The sequence below is a fragment of the Streptomyces sp. NPDC014676 genome (assembly GCF_043084105.1).
GTDB lineage: Bacteria > Actinomycetota > Actinomycetes > Streptomycetales > Streptomycetaceae > Streptomyces.
The window spans coordinates 55,796-77,940 of record NZ_JBIBZI010000004.1; the positions used below are offsets into that span (position 1 = coordinate 55,796).

At 68.7% G+C, this 22,145-nt stretch carries 19 protein-coding genes; 9 read left to right on the forward strand and 10 right to left on the reverse strand.

Going from position 1 to position 22,145, the window contains the following annotated elements:
• Positions 1-108 precede the first annotated feature (108 nt).
• The gene (locus tag ACF1DX_RS12905; protein WP_391791239.1) at positions 109-582 is read left to right on the forward strand and encodes a hypothetical protein; all 474 of its coding nucleotides are present in this window, start codon (positions 109-111) and stop codon (positions 580-582) included.
• A 102-nt stretch (positions 583-684) separates the two neighbouring features.
• Here the strand turns inward: ACF1DX_RS12905 and ACF1DX_RS12910 are convergent, their stop codons facing one another.
• Positions 685-2,151: a CCA tRNA nucleotidyltransferase gene (locus ACF1DX_RS12910; protein ID WP_391791240.1), complete on the reverse strand. Its 1,467-nt coding sequence runs from the start codon at positions 2,149-2,151 to the stop codon at positions 685-687.
• Between the two features lie 196 nt (positions 2,152-2,347).
• On the opposite strand from ACF1DX_RS12910, the gene ACF1DX_RS12915 reads away from it, so the two are divergent.
• The 7 genes from ACF1DX_RS12915 to trxA all read left to right on the forward strand — a co-directional run bounded on the left by ACF1DX_RS12915 (position 2,348) and on the right by trxA (position 12,146).
• Entirely contained in the window at positions 2,348-4,720 is a 2,373-nt protein-coding gene (locus tag ACF1DX_RS12915) for a DUF6049 family protein (RefSeq protein ID WP_391791241.1), read from the forward strand.
• Positions 4,721-4,764: 44 nt separating this feature from the next.
• Complete coding sequence (gene murJ / locus ACF1DX_RS12920; protein ID WP_391791242.1) at positions 4,765-7,074, forward strand: murein biosynthesis integral membrane protein MurJ; 2,310 nt, start codon at positions 4,765-4,767, stop codon at positions 7,072-7,074.
• Positions 7,075-7,215: 141 nt separating this feature from the next.
• Positions 7,216-8,934, forward strand: coding sequence for a protein kinase family protein (locus ACF1DX_RS12925; RefSeq protein ID WP_391791243.1), 1,719 nt, complete (start codon positions 7,216-7,218; stop codon positions 8,932-8,934).
• A 32-nt stretch (positions 8,935-8,966) separates the two neighbouring features.
• A complete protein-coding gene (sigM, locus tag ACF1DX_RS12930) occupies positions 8,967-9,692 on the forward strand; it encodes an RNA polymerase sigma factor SigM (RefSeq protein ID WP_391791244.1) in 726 nt (241 codons plus the stop codon).
• Positions 9,689-10,606 (forward strand): anti-sigma factor family protein, encoded by a 918-nt coding sequence (locus ACF1DX_RS12935; protein WP_391791245.1) that lies wholly within the window; start codon positions 9,689-9,691, stop codon positions 10,604-10,606. The genes sigM and ACF1DX_RS12935 overlap by 4 nt, the downstream gene beginning before the upstream one ends.
• Before the next feature lie 191 nt (positions 10,607-10,797).
• On the forward strand, positions 10,798-11,766 hold the full coding sequence (trxB, locus tag ACF1DX_RS12940) for a thioredoxin-disulfide reductase (protein WP_030857061.1): 969 nt from the start codon (positions 10,798-10,800) through the stop codon (positions 11,764-11,766).
• 41 nt (positions 11,767-11,807) lie between these two features.
• Entirely contained in the window at positions 11,808-12,146 is a 339-nt protein-coding gene (gene trxA, locus ACF1DX_RS12945) for a thioredoxin (RefSeq protein WP_030857059.1), read from the forward strand.
• An 87-nt stretch (positions 12,147-12,233) separates the two neighbouring features.
• On the opposite strand, the gene ACF1DX_RS12950 is transcribed toward trxA, so the two are convergent.
• From ACF1DX_RS12950 to rpmH, 9 genes are all read right to left on the reverse strand, one after another.
• The gene (locus ACF1DX_RS12950; RefSeq protein WP_391791246.1) at positions 12,234-12,851 is read right to left on the reverse strand and encodes a GNAT family N-acetyltransferase; all 618 of its coding nucleotides are present in this window, start codon (positions 12,849-12,851) and stop codon (positions 12,234-12,236) included.
• A gap of 327 nt (positions 12,852-13,178) precedes the next feature.
• Positions 13,179-14,273 carry a ParB/RepB/Spo0J family partition protein gene (locus ACF1DX_RS12955; protein ID WP_391791247.1) on the reverse strand — a complete coding sequence of 365 codons (1,095 nt, stop codon included), beginning with the start codon at positions 14,271-14,273 and terminating at the stop codon, positions 13,179-13,181.
• Positions 14,270-15,346 (reverse strand): ParA family protein, encoded by a 1,077-nt coding sequence (locus ACF1DX_RS12960; RefSeq protein ID WP_391791248.1) that lies wholly within the window; start codon positions 15,344-15,346, stop codon positions 14,270-14,272. Before ACF1DX_RS12960 ends, ACF1DX_RS12955 begins: the two co-directional genes overlap by 4 nt.
• 291 nt (positions 15,347-15,637) lie before the next feature.
• Complete coding sequence (gene rsmG, locus ACF1DX_RS12965; protein WP_391791249.1) at positions 15,638-16,354, reverse strand: 16S rRNA (guanine(527)-N(7))-methyltransferase RsmG; 717 nt, start codon at positions 16,352-16,354, stop codon at positions 15,638-15,640.
• A 122-nt stretch (positions 16,355-16,476) separates the two neighbouring features.
• Positions 16,477-16,989, reverse strand: coding sequence for a protein jag (locus tag ACF1DX_RS12970; RefSeq protein WP_391791250.1), 513 nt, complete (start codon positions 16,987-16,989; stop codon positions 16,477-16,479).
• 15 nt (positions 16,990-17,004) lie between these two features.
• Positions 17,005-18,258, reverse strand: coding sequence for a membrane protein insertase YidC (yidC, locus tag ACF1DX_RS12975; RefSeq protein ID WP_391791251.1), 1,254 nt, complete (start codon positions 18,256-18,258; stop codon positions 17,005-17,007).
• A gap of 3 nt (positions 18,259-18,261) precedes the next feature.
• On the reverse strand, positions 18,262-18,636 hold the full coding sequence (gene yidD / locus ACF1DX_RS12980; protein ID WP_078913828.1) for a membrane protein insertion efficiency factor YidD: 375 nt from the start codon (positions 18,634-18,636) through the stop codon (positions 18,262-18,264).
• Positions 18,633-19,004: a ribonuclease P protein component gene (gene rnpA, locus ACF1DX_RS12985; protein ID WP_073933322.1), complete on the reverse strand. Its 372-nt coding sequence runs from the start codon at positions 19,002-19,004 to the stop codon at positions 18,633-18,635. Before rnpA ends, yidD begins: the two co-directional genes overlap by 4 nt.
• 21 nt (positions 19,005-19,025) lie before the next feature.
• A complete protein-coding gene (gene rpmH / locus ACF1DX_RS12990) occupies positions 19,026-19,163 on the reverse strand; it encodes a 50S ribosomal protein L34 (RefSeq protein ID WP_003956500.1) in 138 nt (45 codons plus the stop codon).
• A gap of 392 nt (positions 19,164-19,555) precedes the next feature.
• Here rpmH and dnaA point away from each other — a divergent pair, with 392 nt between their 5' ends.
• Positions 19,556-21,517 (forward strand): chromosomal replication initiator protein DnaA, encoded by a 1,962-nt coding sequence (gene dnaA / locus ACF1DX_RS12995; RefSeq protein ID WP_391791252.1) that lies wholly within the window; start codon positions 19,556-19,558, stop codon positions 21,515-21,517.
• Positions 21,518-22,145 lie beyond the last annotated feature (628 nt).

The following is a 22,145-nucleotide window of genomic DNA, read 5'->3' on the forward strand; positions in this document are numbered from 1 at the left end:
CCACAGAGCCTTATTGGGCTACGGACTTGTCAGTGCGGGCCGGTAGCTTACGTGCGTCTTATCAACGCGTCTTTCGCGCCATGCACCCATGTTTCAGGGGGACCTCAAGTGACCACTCCGCCGCCCCAGGGCAATCCGTTCGCACAGGGCCAGACGCAGCCCCACGGCCAGCCTCAGAACCCGGCCACCTTCCCGCAGCAGGCAGGCCAGCCCGGGTTCCCCCCGCCGGGCGCGCCGGTCCCGCCGCCCGCTCCCGCCGGGCGCTTCAGCAAGAAGATGCTGCGCATCGTCGGCTTCATCGTCATCGCGGTGCTCATCGGTGTGGGCAAGTGGTTCTTCGGCCAGAGCGACGCTGAGACCACGTCCGTGGGCAGCTGCATGCACAACGAGGGCACGCAGATCAGCCCGGACCTCAAGACGGTGGACTGCTCTTCGAGCGACGCCCAGTACGAGGTCGTCGAAAAGTTCGACAACACCAGCGACGACTCGAAGTGCGAGGCCGTCAAGGAGGCGACGATCTCCTACTACCAGACGGGCGACAGCAGCCACAACGTGGTCCTCTGCCTCAAGGAAGTGAAGTAACACTTCCACGCAGACTTGAAGGGCGGTGTTTCACGTGAAACACCGCCCTCGTCATGTCAGCGGGGTCATGTTTCACGTGAAACATGACCCCGCTGCACGCTCTCAGCCCTGCTGCCCGGACCACCACTCCTTGAGTGCCGCCACCGCCGCGTCGTATCCCATCGGGCCGTTCTCCAGACGGAGCTCCAGCAGATGCTTGTACGCCTGACCGACGGCCGGGCCCGGCTTGACGCCGAGGATCTCCATGATCTGGTTGCCGTCGAGGTCCGGGCGGATGGCGTCCAGCTCCTCCTGCTCCTGAAGCTGGGCGATCCGCTCCTCCAGACCGTCGTACGCGCGCGATAGCGCCGCGGCCTTGCGCTTGTTGCGGGTCGTGCAGTCCGAACGGGTCAGCTTGTGGAGCCGGCCGAGGAGCGGTCCGGCGTCACGGACATAACGACGCACGGCGGAGTCCGTCCACTCTCCCATGCCGTAGCCGTGGAAGCGCAGATGGAGCTCGACGAGACGCGAGACGTCCTTCACCAGCTCGTTGGAGTACTTGAGCGCCGTCATGCGCTTCTTGGTCATCTTCGCCCCGACCACCTCGTGGTGGTGGAACGAGACGCGGCCGTCCTTCTCGAAGCGGCGCGTGCGCGGCTTGCCGATGTCGTGCAGCAGGGCCGCCAGGCGAAGGGTCAGGTCGGGGCCGTCCTCCTCCAGGGCCATCGCCTGCTCCAGGACGATCAGCGTGTGGTCGTAGACGTCCTTGTGCCGGTGGTGCTCGTCCCGTTCCAGGTGCAGGGCCGGCAGCTCGGGCAACACGTATGCGGCGATCCCGGTGTCCACGAGCAGGGACAGGCCCTTGCGCGGGTGTGTGGAGAGGATCAGCTTGTTCAGCTCGTCCCGTACGCGCTCGGCGGAAACGATCTCGATGCGTCCGGCCATCTCCTTCATCGCCGTGACGACCTCGGGTGCCACCTCGAAGTCGAGCTGAGCGGCGAAACGGGCGGCCCGCATCATCCGCAGCGGATCGTCCGAGAAGGACTCCTCGGGTGTGCCCGGGGTGCGCAGCACCCGCGCGGCCAGATCGGCACGACCGCCGTGCGGATCGATGAACCGCTTCTCCGGCAGCGCGACAGCCATCGCGTTCACCGTGAAGTCACGGCGGACCAGGTCTTCCTCGATGGAGTCGCCGTACGACACCTCCGGCTTGCGCGAGGTGCGGTCGTACGCTTCCGAGCGATAGGTGGTCACCTCGATCTGGAAGCTCCGGGCGGCGTCCCCGACGCGGGCCTCCTTCTGTGCGCCGACCGTGCCGAAGGCGATCCCGACGTCCCAGACGGCGTCCGCCCAGGGACGCATGATCTTCAGTACGTCCTGCGGGCGGGCATCGGTCGTGAAGTCCAGATCGTTGCCGAGGCGTCCGAGCAGCGCGTCCCGCACCGAGCCGCCCACCAGGGCGAGTGAGAACCCGGCCTCCTGGAAGCGGCGGGCGAGGTCGTCGGCGACAGGGGCGACCCGCAGCAGTTCACTCACGGCGCGGTCCTGCGCCTGGCTCAGGGCACTGGTCTCTTCGTTGGCGTTCGGCACAACAGAAGAGGGTACGTGGCCCGAACCGCCGGGGGCTCCTCCATAACGCGCGCGGACACCCCGGCCGATACACGGACAAGCCCACGTTCCCCGATCTTGTGGACCGGTCCGCGGCACTTCCTCCCAGCGCACATCGTTACCATGCGTGGACGCACATTCCGACGAACACTGACGAAGACGAGGGACGGGCGAGCGCGTGGCCGAGGCGGCAGACTTCCAGGGGACGAGTCCCTCACCTGCCCGCCGTTGGCTGCGGCGCACCGGAGCCCTGCTCGCCGGAGTGCCCCTGCTGACGGGACTCGTCCAGCTGCCCGCCGCGCCCCCCGCGGACGCCGCAGGGGCGGACGCGACGCAGGCCGCCTCCGGCGCGGGCTCGGTCTCCGTCTCGGTCGACACCCTCACCCCCGCCGTCCCCACCGAAGACGACACGGTCACCGTGTCCGGAACGGTGACCAACAAGGGCAGGCAGACCGTCACCGACGCCCACGTGGGGCTGCGTGTGGGACCGCTGCTGAACACCCGCTCGGGCATCGACAGCGTCGCCAAGAACAGCACCGACGTGCAGAACGTCTTCGGCTCGGAGGTCGGCGACAAGTACGCCGAGGAATTCGACAAGCTCACCCCCGGCATCTCGCAGCCCTTCAGCATCTCGGTGCCGGTGGACAAGCTGGACCTCGGGCAGGACGGCGTCTACCAGCTGGCCGTGGCACTCTCCGGGGAGACCTCCGCCCAGCCGTGGCCGCAGACCCTCGGTGTCCAGCGGACCTTCCTGCCGTGGCAGCCCGACGACGCCGGCACGAAGACGAAGACGACGTTCATGTGGCCTTTGGTCTCCACCTCCCACATGACGGCGGAGACGCGTTCGGACGAGCAGCAGACGCCGGTCTTCCACGACGACGACCTGGCCAAGGAGATCTCCCCGGGCGGCCGGCTGGACCGGATGGTGGCGCTGGGCAAGGACCTCGATGTCACCTGGGTGATCGATCCGGACCTGCTGGCGTCCGTCGAGGCCATGACCGACCGGTACGAGGTCCCCGGCGAGGGTGACGACACCGTCGTCGGCGGCCACCAGGCGGTCGCCAAGCACTGGCTCACTCAGGTGCAGGAGGCCGTGGCGGACAAGGAGGTCGTCGCGCTGCCGTTCGGCGACCCCGACCTGGCCTCCCTCGCCCACAACGGCACCTCCGTCAGCGGCTCGCTGAGCCACCTCAAGGAAGCCACCGACGTCGCCTCCAGCACCGTCGACGCGATCCTCCACGTCAAGCCCAGCACGGACTTCGCCTGGCCCGTCGACGGCGCCGTCGATCCCTCCATCGTCAAGGTCGCCACATCCGCCGGAGCCGACAAGGTGATCGCCCGCAGCGACACCTTCGAGGAGACCGGCCTGTCGTACACGCCCTCCGCGCCCCGGCCCATCGGCGGCGGCACCACGGCCGTCGTCGCGGATGCGCGGCTGTCCACGGTGTTCCAGGGCGACATGTCCAAGGCTTCCGCCTCCACGCTCGCGGTGCAGCGGTTCCTGGCCCAGAGCCTGGCCCTCGGTCTGCAGACGGGGAAGCAGCGCAGCGTCGTCGTCGCGCCGCAGCGCACGCCGTCCGCGAGCCAGGCCCGGACGATGGCCGAGGCGCTCACGATCCTCCAGGACGGCACCTGGTCCGAGCCCGAGGGCCTCGTGGCTGCCGCCAAGGCCCAGCCGGACCCTGCCGCCACCACCAAGGTCCCCTCGGCCTCCGCGTACCCCTCCTCCTTGCGCAAGCACGAGCTGCCACGGACGACGTTCGAGCAGATCGCCAGGACCCAGGCCAAGCTCGACAAGTTCAAGGTGATCCTCTCCGACCAGTCCCGGGTGGTGACCCCGTTCGGGCGCGCCCTGAACCGGGAGATGTCCGTGTCCTGGCGGGGTCGGCAGTCGGAGGCCGCGATCTACCGGAGCGGCGTCGAGGCCTACCTCGACACGCTGATCGGCCAGGTCAGACTGATCGACAAGTCGGAGACGAAACTCTCCGGCCGCAGCGCCACCATCCCCGTGACGGTGCAGAACAACCTGGTGCAGGGCGTCGAGCACCTGGTGCTGCGCCTCACCTCGACCAACCCGACCCGTCTCGAGATCGACGGGGACGCCTACACGGAGCAGCCCGTCGCGGTCTCCGGCGGCCACAGCCAGTCGGTGAAGTTCACCACGTCCGCCAACGCCAACGGACGGGCGACGGTGGTCGCCCAGCTGTACACGCAGGACGGCCAGAAGTACGGCGAGCCCGTCACGTTCGACGTGAAGGTCACCGAGATCACCGCCACGGTGATGCTGGTCATCGGCGGTGGCGTGCTGCTGCTCGTCCTCGCCGGCTTCCGGATGTACACCCAGCGCAAGCGGGCCGCGGCCCGCGAGGCCCAGGAGCGGGACCACGAGGCGGACGAGGACGCCGACGACCCGCAGAACCCGGAAACCGCCGGGGAGCGTCCCACTCAGGACTCCGGGGCGGGCGACCCGGAGCAGCCGAGTGACCCGGCACCGGACACCGCTCCGGGGAACGCCGACCCGTCCGGCACGGGTGAGAGAGTGGACCGTTGAGGATGTCGTGGCCGGTGGGCCCGGGACGATGAGGTGGGGTAACCATGAACGCGCCGTACGACGGTGACCGCGGCCATGCCGCGGACAACTCGGGCCATCCCGAGTCGGACCCCCCGCAGGGTCCGCCGCCCGGGCACGACCAGGTGCCGCAGCCTCCCGCCGATCCGTACCTCCAGGACGCCTACGACCAGGATCCCTACCGGGCACACGACCTCGCCGCCCAGGACCCGGTCGCCGAGGCGCTCTACGACCGCGCGGCGCACCCACCGCCTCCTCCCGGCGCCTACCCTCCTCAGCAGCCGCTGTACGGGCAGCCGCCGCAGTCTCCGTACGCTCCCGACCCACGGGTGTGGGCCCGGACCCCCGCACCGGAACCGGACGGACCGACGCAGTACCTGCCGTACGGCGACGACCCGCGCACCACGCAGTTCGTGGGCGTGGACGACCTGGTCGGCCAGGCCGGCGACCAGCACCACGAGCCGGACGCCTTCGCCCATCTCTTCCGCGACCAGCAGCAGAGCGGCGCCTTCCCCGACCAGCAGGGGGGCGGGTACCACCGGCAGCCCGGCGGCGGACACCCGGCCCACCCGCCGATGAACAGCGGGCAGCCTTACGCGCCGGTGCCGGGACCGGCGTCCTCGACGCCCGGCCACTACGCGGGCGCCACGCCGCCTCCCGTCGCCGAGGCTCCCGCACCCGAACCGGCTCCCGCCCCGAAGAAGGGCGGCCGGGCCGGGGGACTGCTGAAGTCGAGCGCCGTGATGGCGGCGGGCACGATGGTGTCCCGCCTCACGGGGTTCGTCCGGTCCGCGATGATCGTCTCGGCGCTCGGCCTCGCCCTGCTGGGCGAGTCGTTCCAGATCGCCTACCAGCTGCCGACGATGATCTACATCCTGACCGTCGGCGGCGGCCTCAACTCCGTCTTCGTGCCGCAGCTCGTGCGAGCGATGAAGGAGGACGAGGACGGCGGCGAGGCCTACGCCAACCGCCTGCTGACACTGGTGATGGTGGCCCTGGCCGCGCTCACCGCCCTCGCATGGCTGGCCGCCCCGCTCCTGGTGCGCGCGCTGTCGGTCCCGGTCGCCACCGACCCCGCGGCCAACGACGTCGCCGTCACCTTCACCCGCTACTTCCTGCCCTCGATCTTCTTCATGGGCGTTCACGTGGTGATGGGTCAGATCCTCAACGTACGCGGCCGGTTCGGCGCGATGATGTGGACTCCGGTCCTGAACAACATCGTCATCATCGTCACCCTCGGCACCTTCATCTGGGTCTACGGCACCGCCGCGGACTCGAAGATGGAGGTCACGAACATCCCGCCGGAGGGTCTGCGGCTGCTGGGTGTCGGCGTTCTCCTCGGCCTCGTCGTCCAGGCCCTGGCGATGATCCCGTACCTGCGCGAGACCGGCTTCCGTATCCGCCTGCGCTTCGACTGGAAGGGCCATGGCCTCGGCAAGGCGGCGATGCTCGCCAAGTGGACCATCCTGTTCGTCCTCGCCAACCAGGCGGGCGCACTGGTCGTCACCCAGCTGGCGACCGCGTCGGTGAAGGACACGGACATCGCGGGAACGGGCTTCAGTGCCTACTCCAACGCCCAGCTGATCTGGGGCCTGCCCCAGGCCATCATCACCGTCTCCCTGATGGCCGCCCTGCTGCCCCGTATCTCCCGCTCGGCGGCCGAGAACGACAGCGGTGCCATCCGGGACGACATCTCCCAGGGCCTGCGCACCACGGCCGTCGCGATCGTGCCGATCGCCTTCGGCTTCGTCTCGCTCGGCATCCCGATGTGCACGCTGATGTTCGGTTCCTCCGGCACCGAAGCGGCCACCAACATGGGCTACATGCTGATGGCCTTCGGCCTCGGCCTGATCCCCTATTCGGTGCAGTACGTCGTCCTGCGGGCCTTCTACGCGTACGAGGACACCCGAACCCCCTTCTACAACACGGTCATCGTGGCCGCGGGCAACGCGGTCGCCTCGGGCGTCTGCTACGTCGTGCTCCCGGCCCGCTGGGCCGTGGTCGGCATGGCCGCCTCCTACGGCCTGGCCTACGTGATCGGTGTCGGTGTCGCCTGGCGCCGGCTGCGCAAGCGGCTGGGCGGGGATCTGGACGGCGCCCGGGTGCTGCGGACCTACGCCCGGCTGTGCATCGCCTCCGTCCCCGCCGCGCTGCTCAGCGGCGCGGCCTGCTACGGGGTCGTGCAGACACTCGGCCAGGGCGTCCTGGGCTCGTTCGCGGCACTGCTGGCCGGCGGGGCCGTACTGTTCGGAGTCTTCTTCGTGGCCGCCCGCCGGATGCGGATCGAGGAAGTCAACTCGCTGGTCGGTATGGTGCGCGGACGCCTTGGACGCTGAGCCAGGGGGTAGGCGCACAACCATCGTCGGCCACTGTGTGTCGTGCATAGCGGCGGACTGTGGGCACAATTGGTCTCGGCGTCGAACGGCGCGCGACGGACGCCGGCCGACGCGCATGGGATGGGGAGGCAGGGAACGACGGTGGCCGAACGGAGCACAGCTGCCGTCGACGTGGCAGACAACAGCGGCGAGCAGTCGCTGACCGCACAGGCGGACCAGTCCACGGCCGACGGGGTGGCCCAGAACCGGGAGCGGGACACGGACAACGACGAGGCACAGGAGGGCGCCGGGACCGACGGTTCCGCGATGACCTCGCCACCCGAACTGCACAGCGGTCACAAACTCGCCAGGCGCTACCGCCTCGAGGAGTGCGTCACCCGTCTGGACGGGTTCAGCAGTTGGCGCGCCGTGGACGAGAAACTCCGCCGCGCCGTCGGCGTGCACATCCTGCCCGCGGATCACGCGCGCGCCCGGTCGGTCCTGGCCGCGGCCCGTTCCGCCGCCCTGCTGGGTGATCCGCGCTTCGTCCAGGTCCTGGACGCCGTCGAGGAGAACGACGTCGTCTACGTCGTGCACGAATGGCTCCCCGACGCGACCGAACTGACCACGCTCCTGGCGGCCGGCCCGCTGGAGGTGTACGACGCCTACCAGATGGTCAGTCAGGTCTCGGCCGCCATGGCCGCGGCCCACCGCGAGGGCCTCGCCCATCTCCGTCTGAACCCCAACGCCGTCCTGCGCACCTCGACCGGTCAGTGGCGCATCCGCGGCCTCGCGGTGAACGCCGCGCTGCGTGGCATCAGCTCCGACACGCCGCAGCGCACCGACACCGAGTCCATCGGCGCCCTGCTCTACGCGGCGCTCACCCAGCGCTGGCCTTACGAGAACGACGCCTACGGCTTGTCCGGACTGCCGAAGGACATCGGGCTGATCCCGCCCGACCAGGTGCGCGCCGGTGTCCACCGCGGGCTGTCCGAGCTGGCCATGCGGGCGCTCGCCAACGACGGAGCCACGGCCTCGCGCCACGAGTCGGCGTGCACCACGCCCGAGGAACTGGTGAAAGCGATCGGCGAGATGCCCCGCATCCGCCCGCCGGAGCCCGCGTTCACCACTCCTCCGGAGTACCAGCGCACGACGTACCAGCAGGGCACCTACGGCCGTCCGGCGCCGCACCCCGGCGTCACCCAGCCGGTGCCGACTCCGCCTCCTCCCCTGCAGAGCCGCACGGGCAAGGCCCTGAAGTGGGCCGTCTCGGCCCTGCTGATCGCCGCGCTGGGCCTGGGCAGCTGGCAGCTCGCGGACGCGCTCCTGGAACAGGACAAGCAGTCCGACGACACCAACCAGACCCAGACGACGGACGGCGGCGACAAGAACGACGACAAGCCCAAGCCGACCAAGCCCATCAGCGTCCAGGGCTCCCAGGAGTACGTCGTCAAGGGCGAAGCGCAGGCACCGGAGGATGTGGCCAAGACCTACGACGGCGACAACTCCACCTACTGGCGCACGAAGAAGTACAACGACGGCCCAACACTCGCGCCGTACAAGCCCGGCGTCGGCATCGTCTACGACCTCGGTTCACCTCAGGAACTGTCGACCGCGTCGATGGGCCTCCGGTACGCCGGTGATCACACGGCCGTGCACCTCTACGCCACCGACTCTCTGTCGCCCTCGACAGGGATCGAGGGAATGAAGGAGATCGGAACCGCGACCACCAGTGGTACATCACTCACGGTCAAGGCAGCCAAGCCACTCAAGACCCGGTACGTCCTGATGTGGATCACCGCTGCGCCGTACGCTCCCTCCGACGGTTACAGCGGCGCAGGCTACAAGCAGGCCATCACCGAAGTGACGTTCAAGGGCTGAGAACCCACGGAGCCGAAGAGGGAGGGGGTCCGATGGCAGACGACAGCATCTACGGCGACGTCAGTGATCAGGACCTCCTCGCCCGCCATGTGAAGGGCGACCCCGATGCCTTCGGTGAGCTCGTGCGCCGGCACCGTGACCGGCTCTGGGCCGTGGCGCTGCGGACGCTCGGCGACCGCGAGGAGGCCGCCGACGCCGTCCAGGACGCCCTCGTCTCCGCCTACCGGGCCGCCCACACCTTCCGCGGCCAGTCGGCCGTCACGACATGGCTGCACCGGATCACGGTGAACGCGTGCCTGGACCGCGCCCGCAAGGCGGCCTCCCGCAAGACCGCTCCGGTCGACGACACGGAGCGCCTGGAGCAGTTGCTCGAACCCCACGAGTCCGCCTCCGCGCCCGCGGAGCGCAACGATCTGCACCGTCAGCTCATCGAGGCCATGGGCACCCTCCCGCCCGATCAGCGGGCCGCGCTCGTCCTCGTGGACATGCAGGGCTATCCGGTCGCCGAAGCCGCCCGCATCCTCGATGTGCCCACCGGCACGGTGAAGAGCCGCTGTGCGCGGGGCAGAGCCAGACTCCTGCCCCTGCTCACTCATCTGCGGCCGGACGGTCCCGGTGAGAGCAGAAGACAGAGGGAGGGACGGAACCGGACGCAGGGGACGTCCGTCCCACCGGCAGCGGGCCCGCGGCAAGCGGATCCGCCGGACCCAGGATCGAACGACCCGGCTGCGGTGAAGGGCGGAGGTGGGCGAGCGTGACGTCGACGACAGACAGGGCGGAGCACCCGGACGTCGCGGAGATCTCCGACCTGACCGAGGGGCTCCTCCCGTCCGCCCGGAGCGCCGACGTGCGCCGGCATCTGGACGAGTGCGCGCTCTGCGCGGACGTCCATGCCTCGCTCGAGGAGATCCGGGACCTGCTCGGTACGGCGCCGGGCCCACCCCGCATGCCCGCCGAGGTGGCGGGCCGCATCGACGCCGCACTGGCCGCGGAGGCCCTGCTGCACGCCACTGCGCCGGAGCCGGAGGCCGCCGGGGAGCCCGTCGGCGCTTCTCCCATGTCCTCCGACGACGAGCCCGCGCATGTTTCACGTGAAACATCGGTGCCCCAGGACCGGCCGACCGGACGCCCCCGCTCCACCACGACCGGTCCGGGACGCAAGGGCCGTCTGCGCGGCGGGCGCCGCCGGGTCGCCGTCCTGGGAACCGTGTTCACAGTCGCCGCTCTGGGGCTCGGGTCCGTGGTGCTGTCCTCCATGAACGACGGCACCGGCCAGGACGAGGGGACCCGGACGGCCGCCTCGGACACCTTCTCCGAAGGGAAGCTGGAGAAGCAGGTCACCGATCTCCTCGCACAGAGCCAGGGGAAGGTGAAGGGCCCCGGTACCGTCCACCCCCTCGGGTCACAGTCGGAGTCCGGTGCCGTCAGTCCCAGGGTCCTCAAGGAGCCCGCGGTGCCGAAGTGCGTCAGCGACGGCATCGGCCGCAACGACGCCGCGCTCGCCACCAAGAAGGGCACCTACAAAGGGAAGGACGCTCTGCTCGTCGTGCTTCCCGACGTCTCGGACGACACCCGTGTGACCGCGTACATCGTCGAGGCGACCTGTGTGGACAACCCGTCCGCGACCGCCACCGCGAAGGTCCTGCTGAAGCACTCCTACACGCGCTCCTGACGACCGACGCTTCGTCCGCCTCCCGCGTGGTATCCCGTACGGTGTGCGCTTCTCCCTGCCGGCAGCGGGCCGTGCCCGTGTGCCCGGGCACGGCGGGAATGCGCGCCCCTTAGGATCCGTTGGACGGGGTGAGAGTTCCGAAAGAAGCTCCCCCGGTCGACCGACGCAGTCCAGAGACGAGGAAACAAGCCGTGAGCGACGTCCGTAACGTGATCATCATCGGCTCGGGGCCCGCCGGCTACACGGCGGCGCTCTATACCGCCCGTGCGTCGCTGAAGCCCCTGGTGTTCGAGGGTGCCGTCACCGCCGGCGGCGCGCTGATGAACACCACCGAGGTCGAGAACTTCCCCGGCTTCCAGGACGGCATCATGGGCCCCGAGCTCATGGACAACATGCGGGCCCAGGCGGAGCGCTTCGGTGCCGAGCTCATCCCGGACGATGTGGTCGCCGTCGACCTGACCGGTGAGATCAAGACCGTCACGGACACCGCCGGCACGGTCCACAAGGCGAAGGCCGTCATCGTCACCACCGGTTCGCAGCACCGCAAGCTCGGCCTGCCGAACGAGGACGCCCTCTCCGGCCGCGGTGTCTCGTGGTGCGCCACCTGTGACGGGTTCTTCTTCAAGGACCACGACATCGCCGTGATCGGCGGTGGTGACACCGCGATGGAGGAGGCCACCTTCCTCTCCCGCTTCGCCAAGTCCGTGACGATCGTCCACCGCCGTGACACCCTGCGTGCCTCCAAGGCGATGCAGGAGCGTGCCTTCGCCGACCCGAAGATCTCGTTCGTCTGGGACAGCGAGGTCGCCGAGGTCCAGGGTGACCAGAAGCTCTCGGGCCTGAAGCTGCGCAACGTCAAGACCGGCGAGCTCTCGGACCTGGCAGTGACCGGCCTGTTCATCGCGATCGGCCACGACCCGCGCACCGAGCTCTTCAAGGGCCAGCTGGAGCTGGACGAGGAGGGCTATCTGAAGGTCGAGGCACCCTCGACGCGCACGAACCTCACCGGTGTCTTCGGAGCCGGCGACGTGGTCGACCACACCTACCGCCAGGCGATCACCGCGGCCGGTACGGGCTGTTCCGCCGCCCTCGACGCCGAGCGCTTCCTCGCCGCTCTCGCGGACGAGGAGAAGGCCGAGCCCGAGAAGACCGCTGTCTGACCCCCACCCTCCTCACGCATCAACCAGTTAAGGAGCCCGCTGTGGCCGGCACCCTGAAGCATGTGACCGACGACTCCTTCGAGCAGGACGTCCTCAAGAACGACAAGCCCGTCCTGGTGGACTTCTGGGCCGCCTGGTGCGGTCCGTGCCGTCAGATCGCTCCGTCCCTCGAAGCGATCGCCGCTGAGCACGGAGACAAGATCGAGATCGTCAAGCTGAACATCGACGAGAACCCGGCCACGGCCGCCAAGTACGGCGTCATGTCCATCCCCACCTTGAACGTCTACCAGGGCGGCGAGGTCGCCAAGACCATCGTCGGTGCCAAGCCGAAGGCCGCGATCGTCCGCGACCTCGAGGAGTTCATCACCGCCGCCAAGTGATGACCGACCGCCTCGCTGGCGGTGCGTGTTTCACGTGAAACACGAATGGGCCGACCCATCTGGGTCGGCCCATTCGCATGAAGAGCGTCAGAGGGGACGTAGCGCCGGCTCCTTCTGTACGGCCCCGAGCAGCCGGTCCAACGCCATCTCGACGTCTTCCTTCCAGGAGAGCGTCGTTCTCAGCTCCAGCCTCAGCCGGGGGTGAGTGGGGTGCTGCCGGACCGTCTTGAAGCCCACGGCCAGCAGATGGTCGGCGGGCAGGACGCAGGCCGGTTCCTTCCAGCGTGCGTCGCCGAACGCCTCGATCGCCTTGAAGCCCCGGCGCAGCAGGTCCTTGGCCACCGTCTGCACCATCACCCGGCCCAGCCCCTGCCCCTGGTACCCCGGCATGATGAACGCGGTCATCAGCTGCACCGCGTCGGGCGACACGGGGCTGGTGGGAAACGCTGTGGAGCGTGGCACATAGGCGGGGGGAGCGTAGAGGACGAAGCCCACGGGGACGTCATCGACGTAGACGACCCTTCCGCAGGATCCCCAGTCCAGGAGGACGGCCGAGATCCATGACTCCTTCTCGACCTCGGAGGTGCCCGCCTTTACCGCTGCCTCGCCGCTGACGGGGTCGAGTTCCCAGAAGACGCACGAGCGGCAGCGCTGGGGGAGGTCCGGAAGGTTGTCCAGCGTGAGCGGTACGAGCCGACGGCCCATGAAGGCTGTTCCTCGCTTCCTTCGCCCGCTGCCTCGCGGGCGGCTGTCAGAGCGCTCCGTTCCTTGAGCAGGCTACCGATGAAGCCGCTGACGGCACCTACCCCCAGCCCCGCGCTCACCAGTCCGGTGCGGCTCGTCATTCGCATGGCCCCTGCCTTGCTCTCAGAGGTACTGCCGGGTGGATGCGCCCTGTCCAAACGCATCGTATCCATGAAGCGATTCCATCGATACCGCCAAAAGGCAAAGGGCGGACCGTGTTCCGGTACACACCGGACACGGCCCGCCCCTGGTCACCCAGTCGGCTGTTCGACCGACCCCGTCGAGGGGTCAGGACTCGGTCTCCACGGAGTCGTCGTCCACCAGGCTCTTCTGCAGAACGGGTCCCTCACCCGGAGCGAGGGTGCCGAGGATGCGTTCGAGGTCCTCCATGGAGGCGAACTCGACGGTGATCTTGCCCTTCTTCTGCCCCAGGTCGACCTTCACCCGCGTTTCGAAGCGATCCGAGAGACGCGTCGCCAGATCCGTCAGCGCCGGAGAGACACGGGCTCCGGCGCGCGGCCCCTTGGACCGCCGGTCCTTCTGGGGATGTGAACCCATCAGGGTCACGATCTCCTCGACCGCCCGCACCGACAGCCCCTCGGCCACGATCCGGTGGGCCAGCCGGTCCTGCTCCTCCGCGTCCTCGACGGACAGCAGCGCGCGTGCGTGTCCGGCGGACAGCACACCGGCGGCGACCTTGCGCTGAACGGTCGGGGAGAGCTTCAGCAGACGCAAGGTGTTGGACACCTGCGGACGGGACCGGCCGATGCGGTCCGCCAGCTGGTCGTGCGTGCAGTTGAAGTCCTTCAGCAACTGGTCGTAGGCGGCGGCCTCTTCCAGCGGATTCAACTGGGCACGGTGCAGGTTCTCCAGCAGCGCGTCCAGGAGGAGCTTCTCGTCCTCCGTGGCCCGCACGATCGCCGGAATCGCCTCGAGCCCCGCCTCACGGCAGGCACGCCACCGGCGCTCACCCATGATGAGCTCATAGCGTGCGGGCCCCACCTGCCGTACGACGACCGGCTGGAGGAGACCGACCTCCTTGATGGAGGTGATGAGCTCGGACAGCGCGTCCTCGTCGAAGATATCGCGCGGCTGCCGAGGGTTCGGCGTGATGGCATCGAGGGGGATCTCGGCGAAGTGCGCACCCATGGGCGGCACGGCCACAGCCCCATGAGCCGAGGCCTCATCCGTTTCACGTGAAACATCCGACAGCGTGGCCACCTTCGCGGCGGCCACCCCTCGATCGTTCGGCAGTATCGGCATCGTCGCAGAAGACGTGGAGACACTGCCGCCCACCGCGGACGGCGTCACCGTCTTCTCTGTCGGGGCAGCGGGGATCAGTGCGCCGAGACCACGACCCAGCCCCCTCCGTCGCTCGCTCACTGGACGCCCTCCACCATGCTCGGATCGTTCTGCCGTACGTCGAGGTGTGCCTGCGATGCGTCATAGCTGACGCCGACACCCCTCAGCGCAATCTCTCGTGCCGCCTCGAAGTAGGAGAGGGCACCGCTTGATCCAGGATCGTAAGTCAGCACCGTCTGCCCATAGCTCGGCGCCTCCGAGATACGGACGGAGCGGGGAATGCTCGTCCGCAGTACCTCGTCGCCGAAGTGGGTGCGCACCTCGTCCGCGACCTGTGACGCGAGGCGCGTCCGGCCGTCGTACATGGTGAGCAGGATCGTCGATACATGCAGAGTGGGATTGAGGTGTCCCCGCACCAGGTCGACGTTGCGCAGCAGCTGCCCCAGCCCCTCCAGCGCGTAGTACTCGCACTGGATCGGGATCAGGACCTCCTGGCCGGCCACCATCGCGTTGACCGTCAGCAGACCGAGGGAGGGCGGGCAGTCGATGAGGATGTAGTCCAGCGGCTGCTCGTACGCCTGGATCGCCCGCTGCAGCCGGCTCTCTCGCGCCACCAGCGACACCAGCTCGATCTCCGCACCGGCGAGATCGATCGTGGCGGGTGCGCAGAAGAGCCCCTCGACGTCGGGGACCGGCTGGACGACCCCGGCGAGCGGCTTGCTCTCCACCAGGACGTCGTAGATGGAGGGGACCTCGGCATGGTGGTCGATGCCCAGGGCTGTGGAGGCATTGCCCTGGGGGTCGAGGTCGATCACCAGGACACGGCTGCCGTGCAGAGCGAGCGACGCGGCAAGGTTGACGGTGGTCGTCGTCTTGCCGACACCGCCCTTCTGGTTGGCAACCACGATGACGCGGGTCTGCTCGGGCCGTGGCAGGCCCTCACCGGCTCGCCCCAGAGCCTCCACCGCCAGTTGGGCAGCACGACCGATGGGAGTGTCGTCCATCGGAGGCGGTGTTTCACGTGAAACATCCGCTCCCGTCGACTCGGTACGGGGACCGGGGACCGGATCGGTCATCGGTCCCGCGATGTTGGCGTCGGACCGCAAGGATTCACTCTCCTCGACTTCAGGCTCGCTATGAACAGAGCCTCCCATGCCTTCGGGGTCATGAACCAGTGAGCCCTGACGTTCTGTGGAGAAATCCACCTCTGTGGACAACTCCACACCTCTTGAGGAGACCAATGTCTCGTCGGGAACAGAAGCCTCTCCAAGCGACCCGAGGGGCTTCCGGTCACGGGGTTCGGCCGCGGCGCGGCCCCGACTGATGATGCCGTGCAGCAGTGAGCGACGTTTCACGTGAAACACGATGCACAGCGGCCGAGGCGGCACTGCCGCGACACTCCGGCATGGAGGGGTTCGGCAGCTTGTGTGGAGTACGTCCGGCCCTCAGCGCCGGCGTCGGGCCCGTCCCGTGCGGGCGGCCTTCGCGCGCTTCGCCGCGAACCGCACACCGCCCGGGCTCTCGCCGACCTCGACCCGCACCACCGTGGACATCGGATCCACGATGCCCTCACCCACATGCACGATGGATGTCTCCACGGCACCGAGCTTGCTCAGCGCCGTCGCCGCGCTCTTCAGCTCCTCCTCGGCGGTGTCGCCCTTGAGCGCCAGCATCTCGCCGTAGGGCCGCAGCAGCGGAATGCCCCATGTGGCCAGGCGGTCGAGCGGAGCCACGGCGCGCGCGGTCACCACGTGCACCGGAGGAAGCTTCCCCATGACCTCCTCGGCCCGGCCACGCACGACCGTCACGTGGTCCAGCCCGAGCAGCTCGACGACCTCGGTCAGGAAGTTGGTACGCCGGAGCAGCGGCTCCAGCAGAGTGATCTTGATGTCCTCCCTGACCAGTGCCAGGGGGATGCCCGGCAGGCCGGCGCCCGAGCCCACATCGCACACCGTCACTCCCTCGGGCACGACTTCCGAGAGCACCGCGCAGTTCAGCAGATGCCGCTCCCACAGGCGGGGCACCTCACGCGGCCCGATCAAGCCGCGCTGCACGCCCGCCTCGGCGAGCAGCTCCGCGTACCGGACCGCGTCCTCGAAGCGATCTCCGAACACCTCACGTGCCTGCTCGGGCGCGGGGGGAAGCTCCGCTGCCTCCGTCACGGGGGACCGTCCTTCCGTACCGTGCCGACACGGGGCGCCGACACCAGAACCACAGAACTATCAGGCTGACAAAGTTCGGCCCCGTCTGCGCAACAGACGGGGCCGGTGGAACGTAGAGCCGATCAGGCGGGAAGCACGACGACGAAGCGCTGCGGCTCCTCGCCCTCGGACTCGCTGCGCAGGCCGGCCGTCTTGACCGCGTCGTGCACGACCTTGCGCTCGAACGGGGTCATCGGGTCCAGCCTCACGGCCTTGCCACTGTTCTTGGCCTCGGCCGCGGCCTTGGCGCCCAGCTCGGACAGCTCGGTCCGCTTCTTGGCCCGGTAGCCCGCGATGTCGAGCATGAGACGGCTGCGGTCCCCGGTCTCCCGGTGCACGGCCAGACGCGTGAGCTCCTGGAGCGCCTCCAGCACCTCACCGTCACGACCCACCAGCTTCTGCAGGTCACGGCCGCCCGTGTCGCTGATGATCGAGACGGAGGCACGGTCGGCCTCGACGTCCATGTCGATGTCGCCGTCGAGGTCGGCGATGTCGAGCAGACCCTCCAGGTAGTCCGCCGCGATCTCGCCCTCCTGCTCCAGGCGGGTCAGGGTGTCTGCGCCCTCGGCAGCGGCGGAGGTGGTGCCTTCCGTCACGGGATGGACTCCTTCTTACTTCTTGGACGGGGACTTGGGCCGCTGCGGACCCTTGCGCTGCCCGGACTGGGCCCTGCTGCGGGTACTGCCGGCGGACTTGGCGTTGTCCTTCTTGGCAGGGCCGGCGGGCTTGGCATCCTCGGGCTCGTCGGACTTGGTCAGCGAGGTGGGCTCACCGGCCGCCTTGGCCGTACCGGACTGACGCTGGGACTTGGTCTGCCGCTTGGGCTGCTGCCGCTTGACGGCGGCCGCTTCCTCGGCCTGGGCGACGGCCGTGCTCTCGCTCTTGATCACCGTGCCGTCGGCCTGGGCCGCGAGGCCCTCCTTGTTCAGACCGTTGATGAACTTGCGCTCGTACTCGTTGCGGTCCCGGCCCTTCGCGACGATGGCCTTGACGATGGCGCGCTCACCGCGGCTGCGGGTCCTGCCGTGCTTGGAGACGCTCTTGGAAAGGCGCTCCAGGTACGCGGCCTGGGCCTTGGAACCCGGCGTGGGGTTGTTGTGGATGACGTACATCTGCTGGCCCATGGTCCACACGTTGGTGGTCAGCCAGTAGACGAGGACACCGACCGGGAAATTGATACCGAAGACGGCGAAGATGATGGGGAAGACGTACATCAGCATCTTCTGCTGCTGCATGAACGGCGTCTTCACCGTGGTGTCGACGTTCTTCGTCATCAGCTGGCGCTGCGTGTAGAACTGCGACAGCGACATCAGGACGATCATGATGGCCGTGACGACCCGGACATCGGTCAGCGAGGAGTTGAGCGCCTCGACCTTGTCCGCGCTGTCCGTGAACTTCGCCGCGAGCGGGGCACCGAAGATGTGGGCCTTCTGCGCGCTCTCCAGCAGGCGCTCGTTGATCACGCCGATGGTGTCGTTCGACGCGATGCTGTTGAGCACGTGGTAGAGGGCGAAGAAGAACGGTGACTGCGCCAGGATGGGAAGGCACGAGGAGAGCGGGTTGGTGCCCGTCTCCTTGTACAGCTTCATCATCTCTTCGGACTGGCGCTGCCGGTCGTTCTTGTAGCGCTCCTGGATCTTCTTCATCTCCGGCTGGAGCGTCTGCATCGCGCGCGTCGCCTTGATCTGCTTCACGAAGAGCGGGATCAGGCAGATACGGATCAGAATCACCAGGGACACGATGGACAGGCCCCAGGCCCAGCCGGTGTCAGGGCCGAAGATGGCGCCGTACACGCTGTGGAACTGGACGATGACCCAGGAGACAGGTGTCGTGATGAAGCTGAAGAGGCTGGCAATCGTGTCCACTAATCATGCTCCTTGGGCATGGGACGGGGTCTCTGCGGCCGGGCTCGAAGGGCTCGCCGGACCTGTGGGAGAGGTCCGCCCCTCGGTGGCCGGTTCGGCGGCGGAGGTCCCGCCCCCGCGTGCACGCCAGGCGTCACGCAGCATTTCGTGCCACCGCGGGCGCTTGCGCGGTGGGACATGGTCCACACCACCCGGCGACCACGGATTGCACCGGAGAATGCGCCAGGCCGTGAGCGCCGTGCCCTTGAGGGCACCGTGCCGGTCGATGGCCGTGTAGCCGTAGTGGGAACACGACGGGTAGTACCTGCACACCGGTCCCAGCAGCGGACTGATCGTCCACTGGTAGATCTTGATCAGAACCAGCAGCGGGTACTTCATCGCGCGCCCCCTCCCAGCAGCCGTCGTAGGGCGGCATCCAGGTCTCGGGCCAGTTGTGCATGGTCGGCGTCACCCGCACCGGGCAGCGCTCGTACGACTACCAGGCTACCGGGGGGCAACTGGTCGACTCGCTCGCGCATCAGATGGCGAAGCCTGCGCTTCACCTTGTTGCGCACCACCGCACCACCCACGGCCTTGCTCACGACGAAACCCGCACACGACGGGGGAGCGCTCTCCCCAGGCGCATGCGGGTCCGTGGCACCGCTACGAAGATGGACGACGAGATGCCGACTTCCTGCCCGGCGCCCTCGTCGTACCGCGGTCGCGAAGTCCTCGCGCCGCCTCAGCCGGTTCTCGGTGGGCAGCACGACGGCATGACCTGACCGGGATCAGGCGGACAGACGGGCGCGACCCTTGCTACGGCGGGACGCGAGAATCGCGCGGCCGGCACGGGTGCGCATACGCAGCCGGAAGCCGTGGGTCTTGGCGCGACGACGGTTGTTCGGCTGGAAGGTGCGCTTGCTCACTCGGGGGCTCCAGAAAGACTCGGTGTTTGCGGGGTGCCGTCCTGGCTGTCACCGTGCGCCCACGAGTAGCTCGCGTTACGCCCGAGTGCACCGCTGACCGATCACCTTGCGTGATCTGTGCCCATCGGAGGCAGGCGGCAGCAGCCATCGACAACTCGACCTGGTCACGGTACGCGCGGCTGCGCCATTCGGTCAAACCGGCGACGACTGAGGGACACTTGTCCACAGCCTGGGGACAACAACTTGAACCGTACCGGCCGCGCTGACTACCGTGGCTTGACTCCGGTTCGTTCCCTTGACGAGTCGTTTCCTTAATCCCCCCACCACCCGATTCACATCCCGACCCGTCCTCCGCATCACACGATCGAAGGACCTGTGAGAGAGCGTGCCCTGTGGCTGACGTACCTGCCGATCTTGCCGCAGTGTGGCCACGCGTACTGGAGCAGCTCCTCGGGGAGGGCCGCGGACAGGGGGTCGAGGGCAAGGACGAGCACTGGATCCGGCGCTGCCAGCCGCTGGCACTCGTCGCCGACACCGCGCTGCTCGCCGTACCCAACGAGTTCGCGAAGGGCGTGCTCGAGGGCCGCCTCGCCCCCGTCGTCAGCGAGAGCCTGAGCCGCGAGTGCGGACGCCCGATCCGCATCGCGATCACCGTCGACGACACCGTCGGCGAGCCCCCGCCGGCGCCCCGCCCCCAGCCGCGCTACGAGGAGCCCGAGCTCCCGGCCGTCCGCCAGGAACGACCCGAGCGCCCCGATCACCTGGAGCGGTCCGACCGGCCGGACCGGCAGGAGCGCGAGCCGTACGAGGGATACGACGGCTACGAGAGCTACGGCCGCCGCCGTACCGACCAGCAGCAGGGCCCCTCCGGCGACCAGCTGCCCACCGCCCGTCCCGCCTACCCGTCGGAGTACCAGCGCCCGGAGCCCGGCGGCTGGCCGCGGCCGGCGCAGGAGGAGTACGGCTGGCAGCAGCAGCGCCTCGGCTTCCCGGAGCGGGACCCGTACGCCACACCCCCGCAGGACGCCTACGGCTCCCAGGACTCGTACGGCTCGCAGGACGGCTACGGCGGCGGCCCGCCCACGCAGGACTACCGTCCGCAGCCCATGGACCGGCCGTCCTACGACCAGCAGCGATCCGACTACGACACCTCACGCGGCGACTACGACCAGCGTGACGCCAGGCGCCGTGAGCTGCCCGATCCGCCCGCCGGTTCCGGGCACGTCCACCGCGGCGGCCCGGTGGGTCCGAACCTGCCCACCACCGGCGCGCCCGGCCCGCTGGCGGCGCAGCCGGCACCGGCGGCCGGCCCCGGTGAGCCGACCGCGCGGCTGAACCCGAAGTACCTCTTCGACACGTTCGTCATCGGCGCGTCCAACCGCTTCGCGCACGCGGCCGCGGTCGCCGTCGCCGAGGCACCGGCGAAGGCCTACAACCCGCTGTTCATCTACGGGGAGTCCGGGCTCGGCAAGACCCATCTGCTGCACGCGATCGGACACTACGCGCGGAGCCTGTACCCCGGCACGCGCGTGCGGTACGTGAGCTCGGAGGAGTTCACCAACGAGTTCATCAACTCCATCCGCGACGGCAAGGGCGACAGCTTCCGCAAGCGGTACCGCGAGATGGACATCCTGCTCGTCGACGACATCCAGTTCCTGGCGGACAAGGAGTCGACGCAGGAGGAGTTCTTCCACACCTTCAACACGCTCCACAACGCCAACAAGCAGATCGTGCTCTCCAGCGACCGGCCGCCCAAGCAGCTGGTCACGCTGGAGGACCGGCTGCGGAACCGTTTCGAGTGGGGCCTGATCACCGACGTCCAGCCGCCGGAGCTGGAGACCCGCATCGCGATCCTGCGCAAGAAGGCGGTGCAGGAACAGCTCAACGCCCCGCCGGAGGTGCTGGAGTTCATCGCCTCCCGGATCTCGCGGAACATCCGTGAGCTGGAGGGCGCGCTGATCCGGGTGACGGCGTTCGCCTCGCTCAACCGGCAGCCGGTGGACCTGGGCCTGACGGAGATCGTCCTCAAGGACCTGATGCCCGGCGGCGACGACTCGACGCCGGAGATCACCTCGACGGCCATCATGGGCGCCACGGCCGACTACTTCGGCCTCACGGTCGAGGACCTGTGCGGCAGCTCCCGGGGCCGGCAACTGGTGACGGCCCGCCAGATCGCCATGTACCTGTGCCGTGAGCTGACGGACCTGTCGCTGCCGAAGATCGGCGCGCTGTTCGGCGGCCGTGACCACACCACGGTGATGCACGCCGACCGGAAGATCCGCAATCTGATGGCCGAGCGGCGCTCCATCTACAACCAGGTCACCGAGCTCACCAACCGCATCAAGGCCGGCTGAGCGGCGGCCCACGGGCCGGACGGTTCTTCGTCGAGGGCGCCCCTGGAGCGATCCGGGGGCGCCTTTTCGTGTCCCGGAGCGATGCGAGGGCGCCCTCTTCGTCTCCCGGAGCGCCTCGCCTCCTCGTGGAGCACCTCGGCGCTGTTCGATTCCGAAGCCGGGTTACGGCCTTCCTCCACAGATTCGGTGACTTTTTCCCGTCCACATCCTGGGGACCGGGAAGTTGTCCCGATCTTGTCCACAGGGCAGCCTGTCCAGGAGTCATCGGGCCAGTTCAGCGGGGTGTGGATACGTGGAAAAGCGATCTCCACAGGCTGTGGAAAAACTGGAGGTCCGCAACCCGTGCACCGAGTTGTCCACGGGCAACCCACAGGCTGGAGGCGGTTGTCCCCAGTGATCGCCCGGTTCTCCACATGTCTGTCCACTGTTCGGCAACACGACGCACTCTCTCACCGTGGCGAGTGAAAGGCGTCACACCGACCTGCCGGAGGGGCCTGTGGGAAAGAGCCTCAAACCTGGGGACGGAGCTGGGGAGAACTCGCCCCTCCCTGTGTACGGGATGTGCAGAACTTTCCGTTCTCCACAGAGACGCCCAGTTGTCCACGGCCTCCACCCACAGGACCGGTGG

Coding starts and splice junctions, on each gene's coding strand:
- murJ (WP_391791242.1), top strand. CDS start 4,765: ATGAACGCGCCGTACGACGGTGACCGCGGCCATGCCGCGGACAACTCG.
- ACF1DX_RS12960 (WP_391791248.1), bottom strand. CDS start 15,346: ATGGGAGGCTCTGTTCATAGCGAGCCTGAAGTCGAGGAGAGTGAATCC.
- sigM (WP_391791244.1), top strand. CDS start 8,967: ATGGCAGACGACAGCATCTACGGCGACGTCAGTGATCAGGACCTCCTC.
- yidD (WP_078913828.1), bottom strand. CDS start 18,636: ATGAAGTACCCGCTGCTGGTTCTGATCAAGATCTACCAGTGGACGATC.
- ACF1DX_RS12950 (WP_391791246.1), bottom strand. CDS start 12,851: ATGGGCCGTCGGCTCGTACCGCTCACGCTGGACAACCTTCCGGACCTC.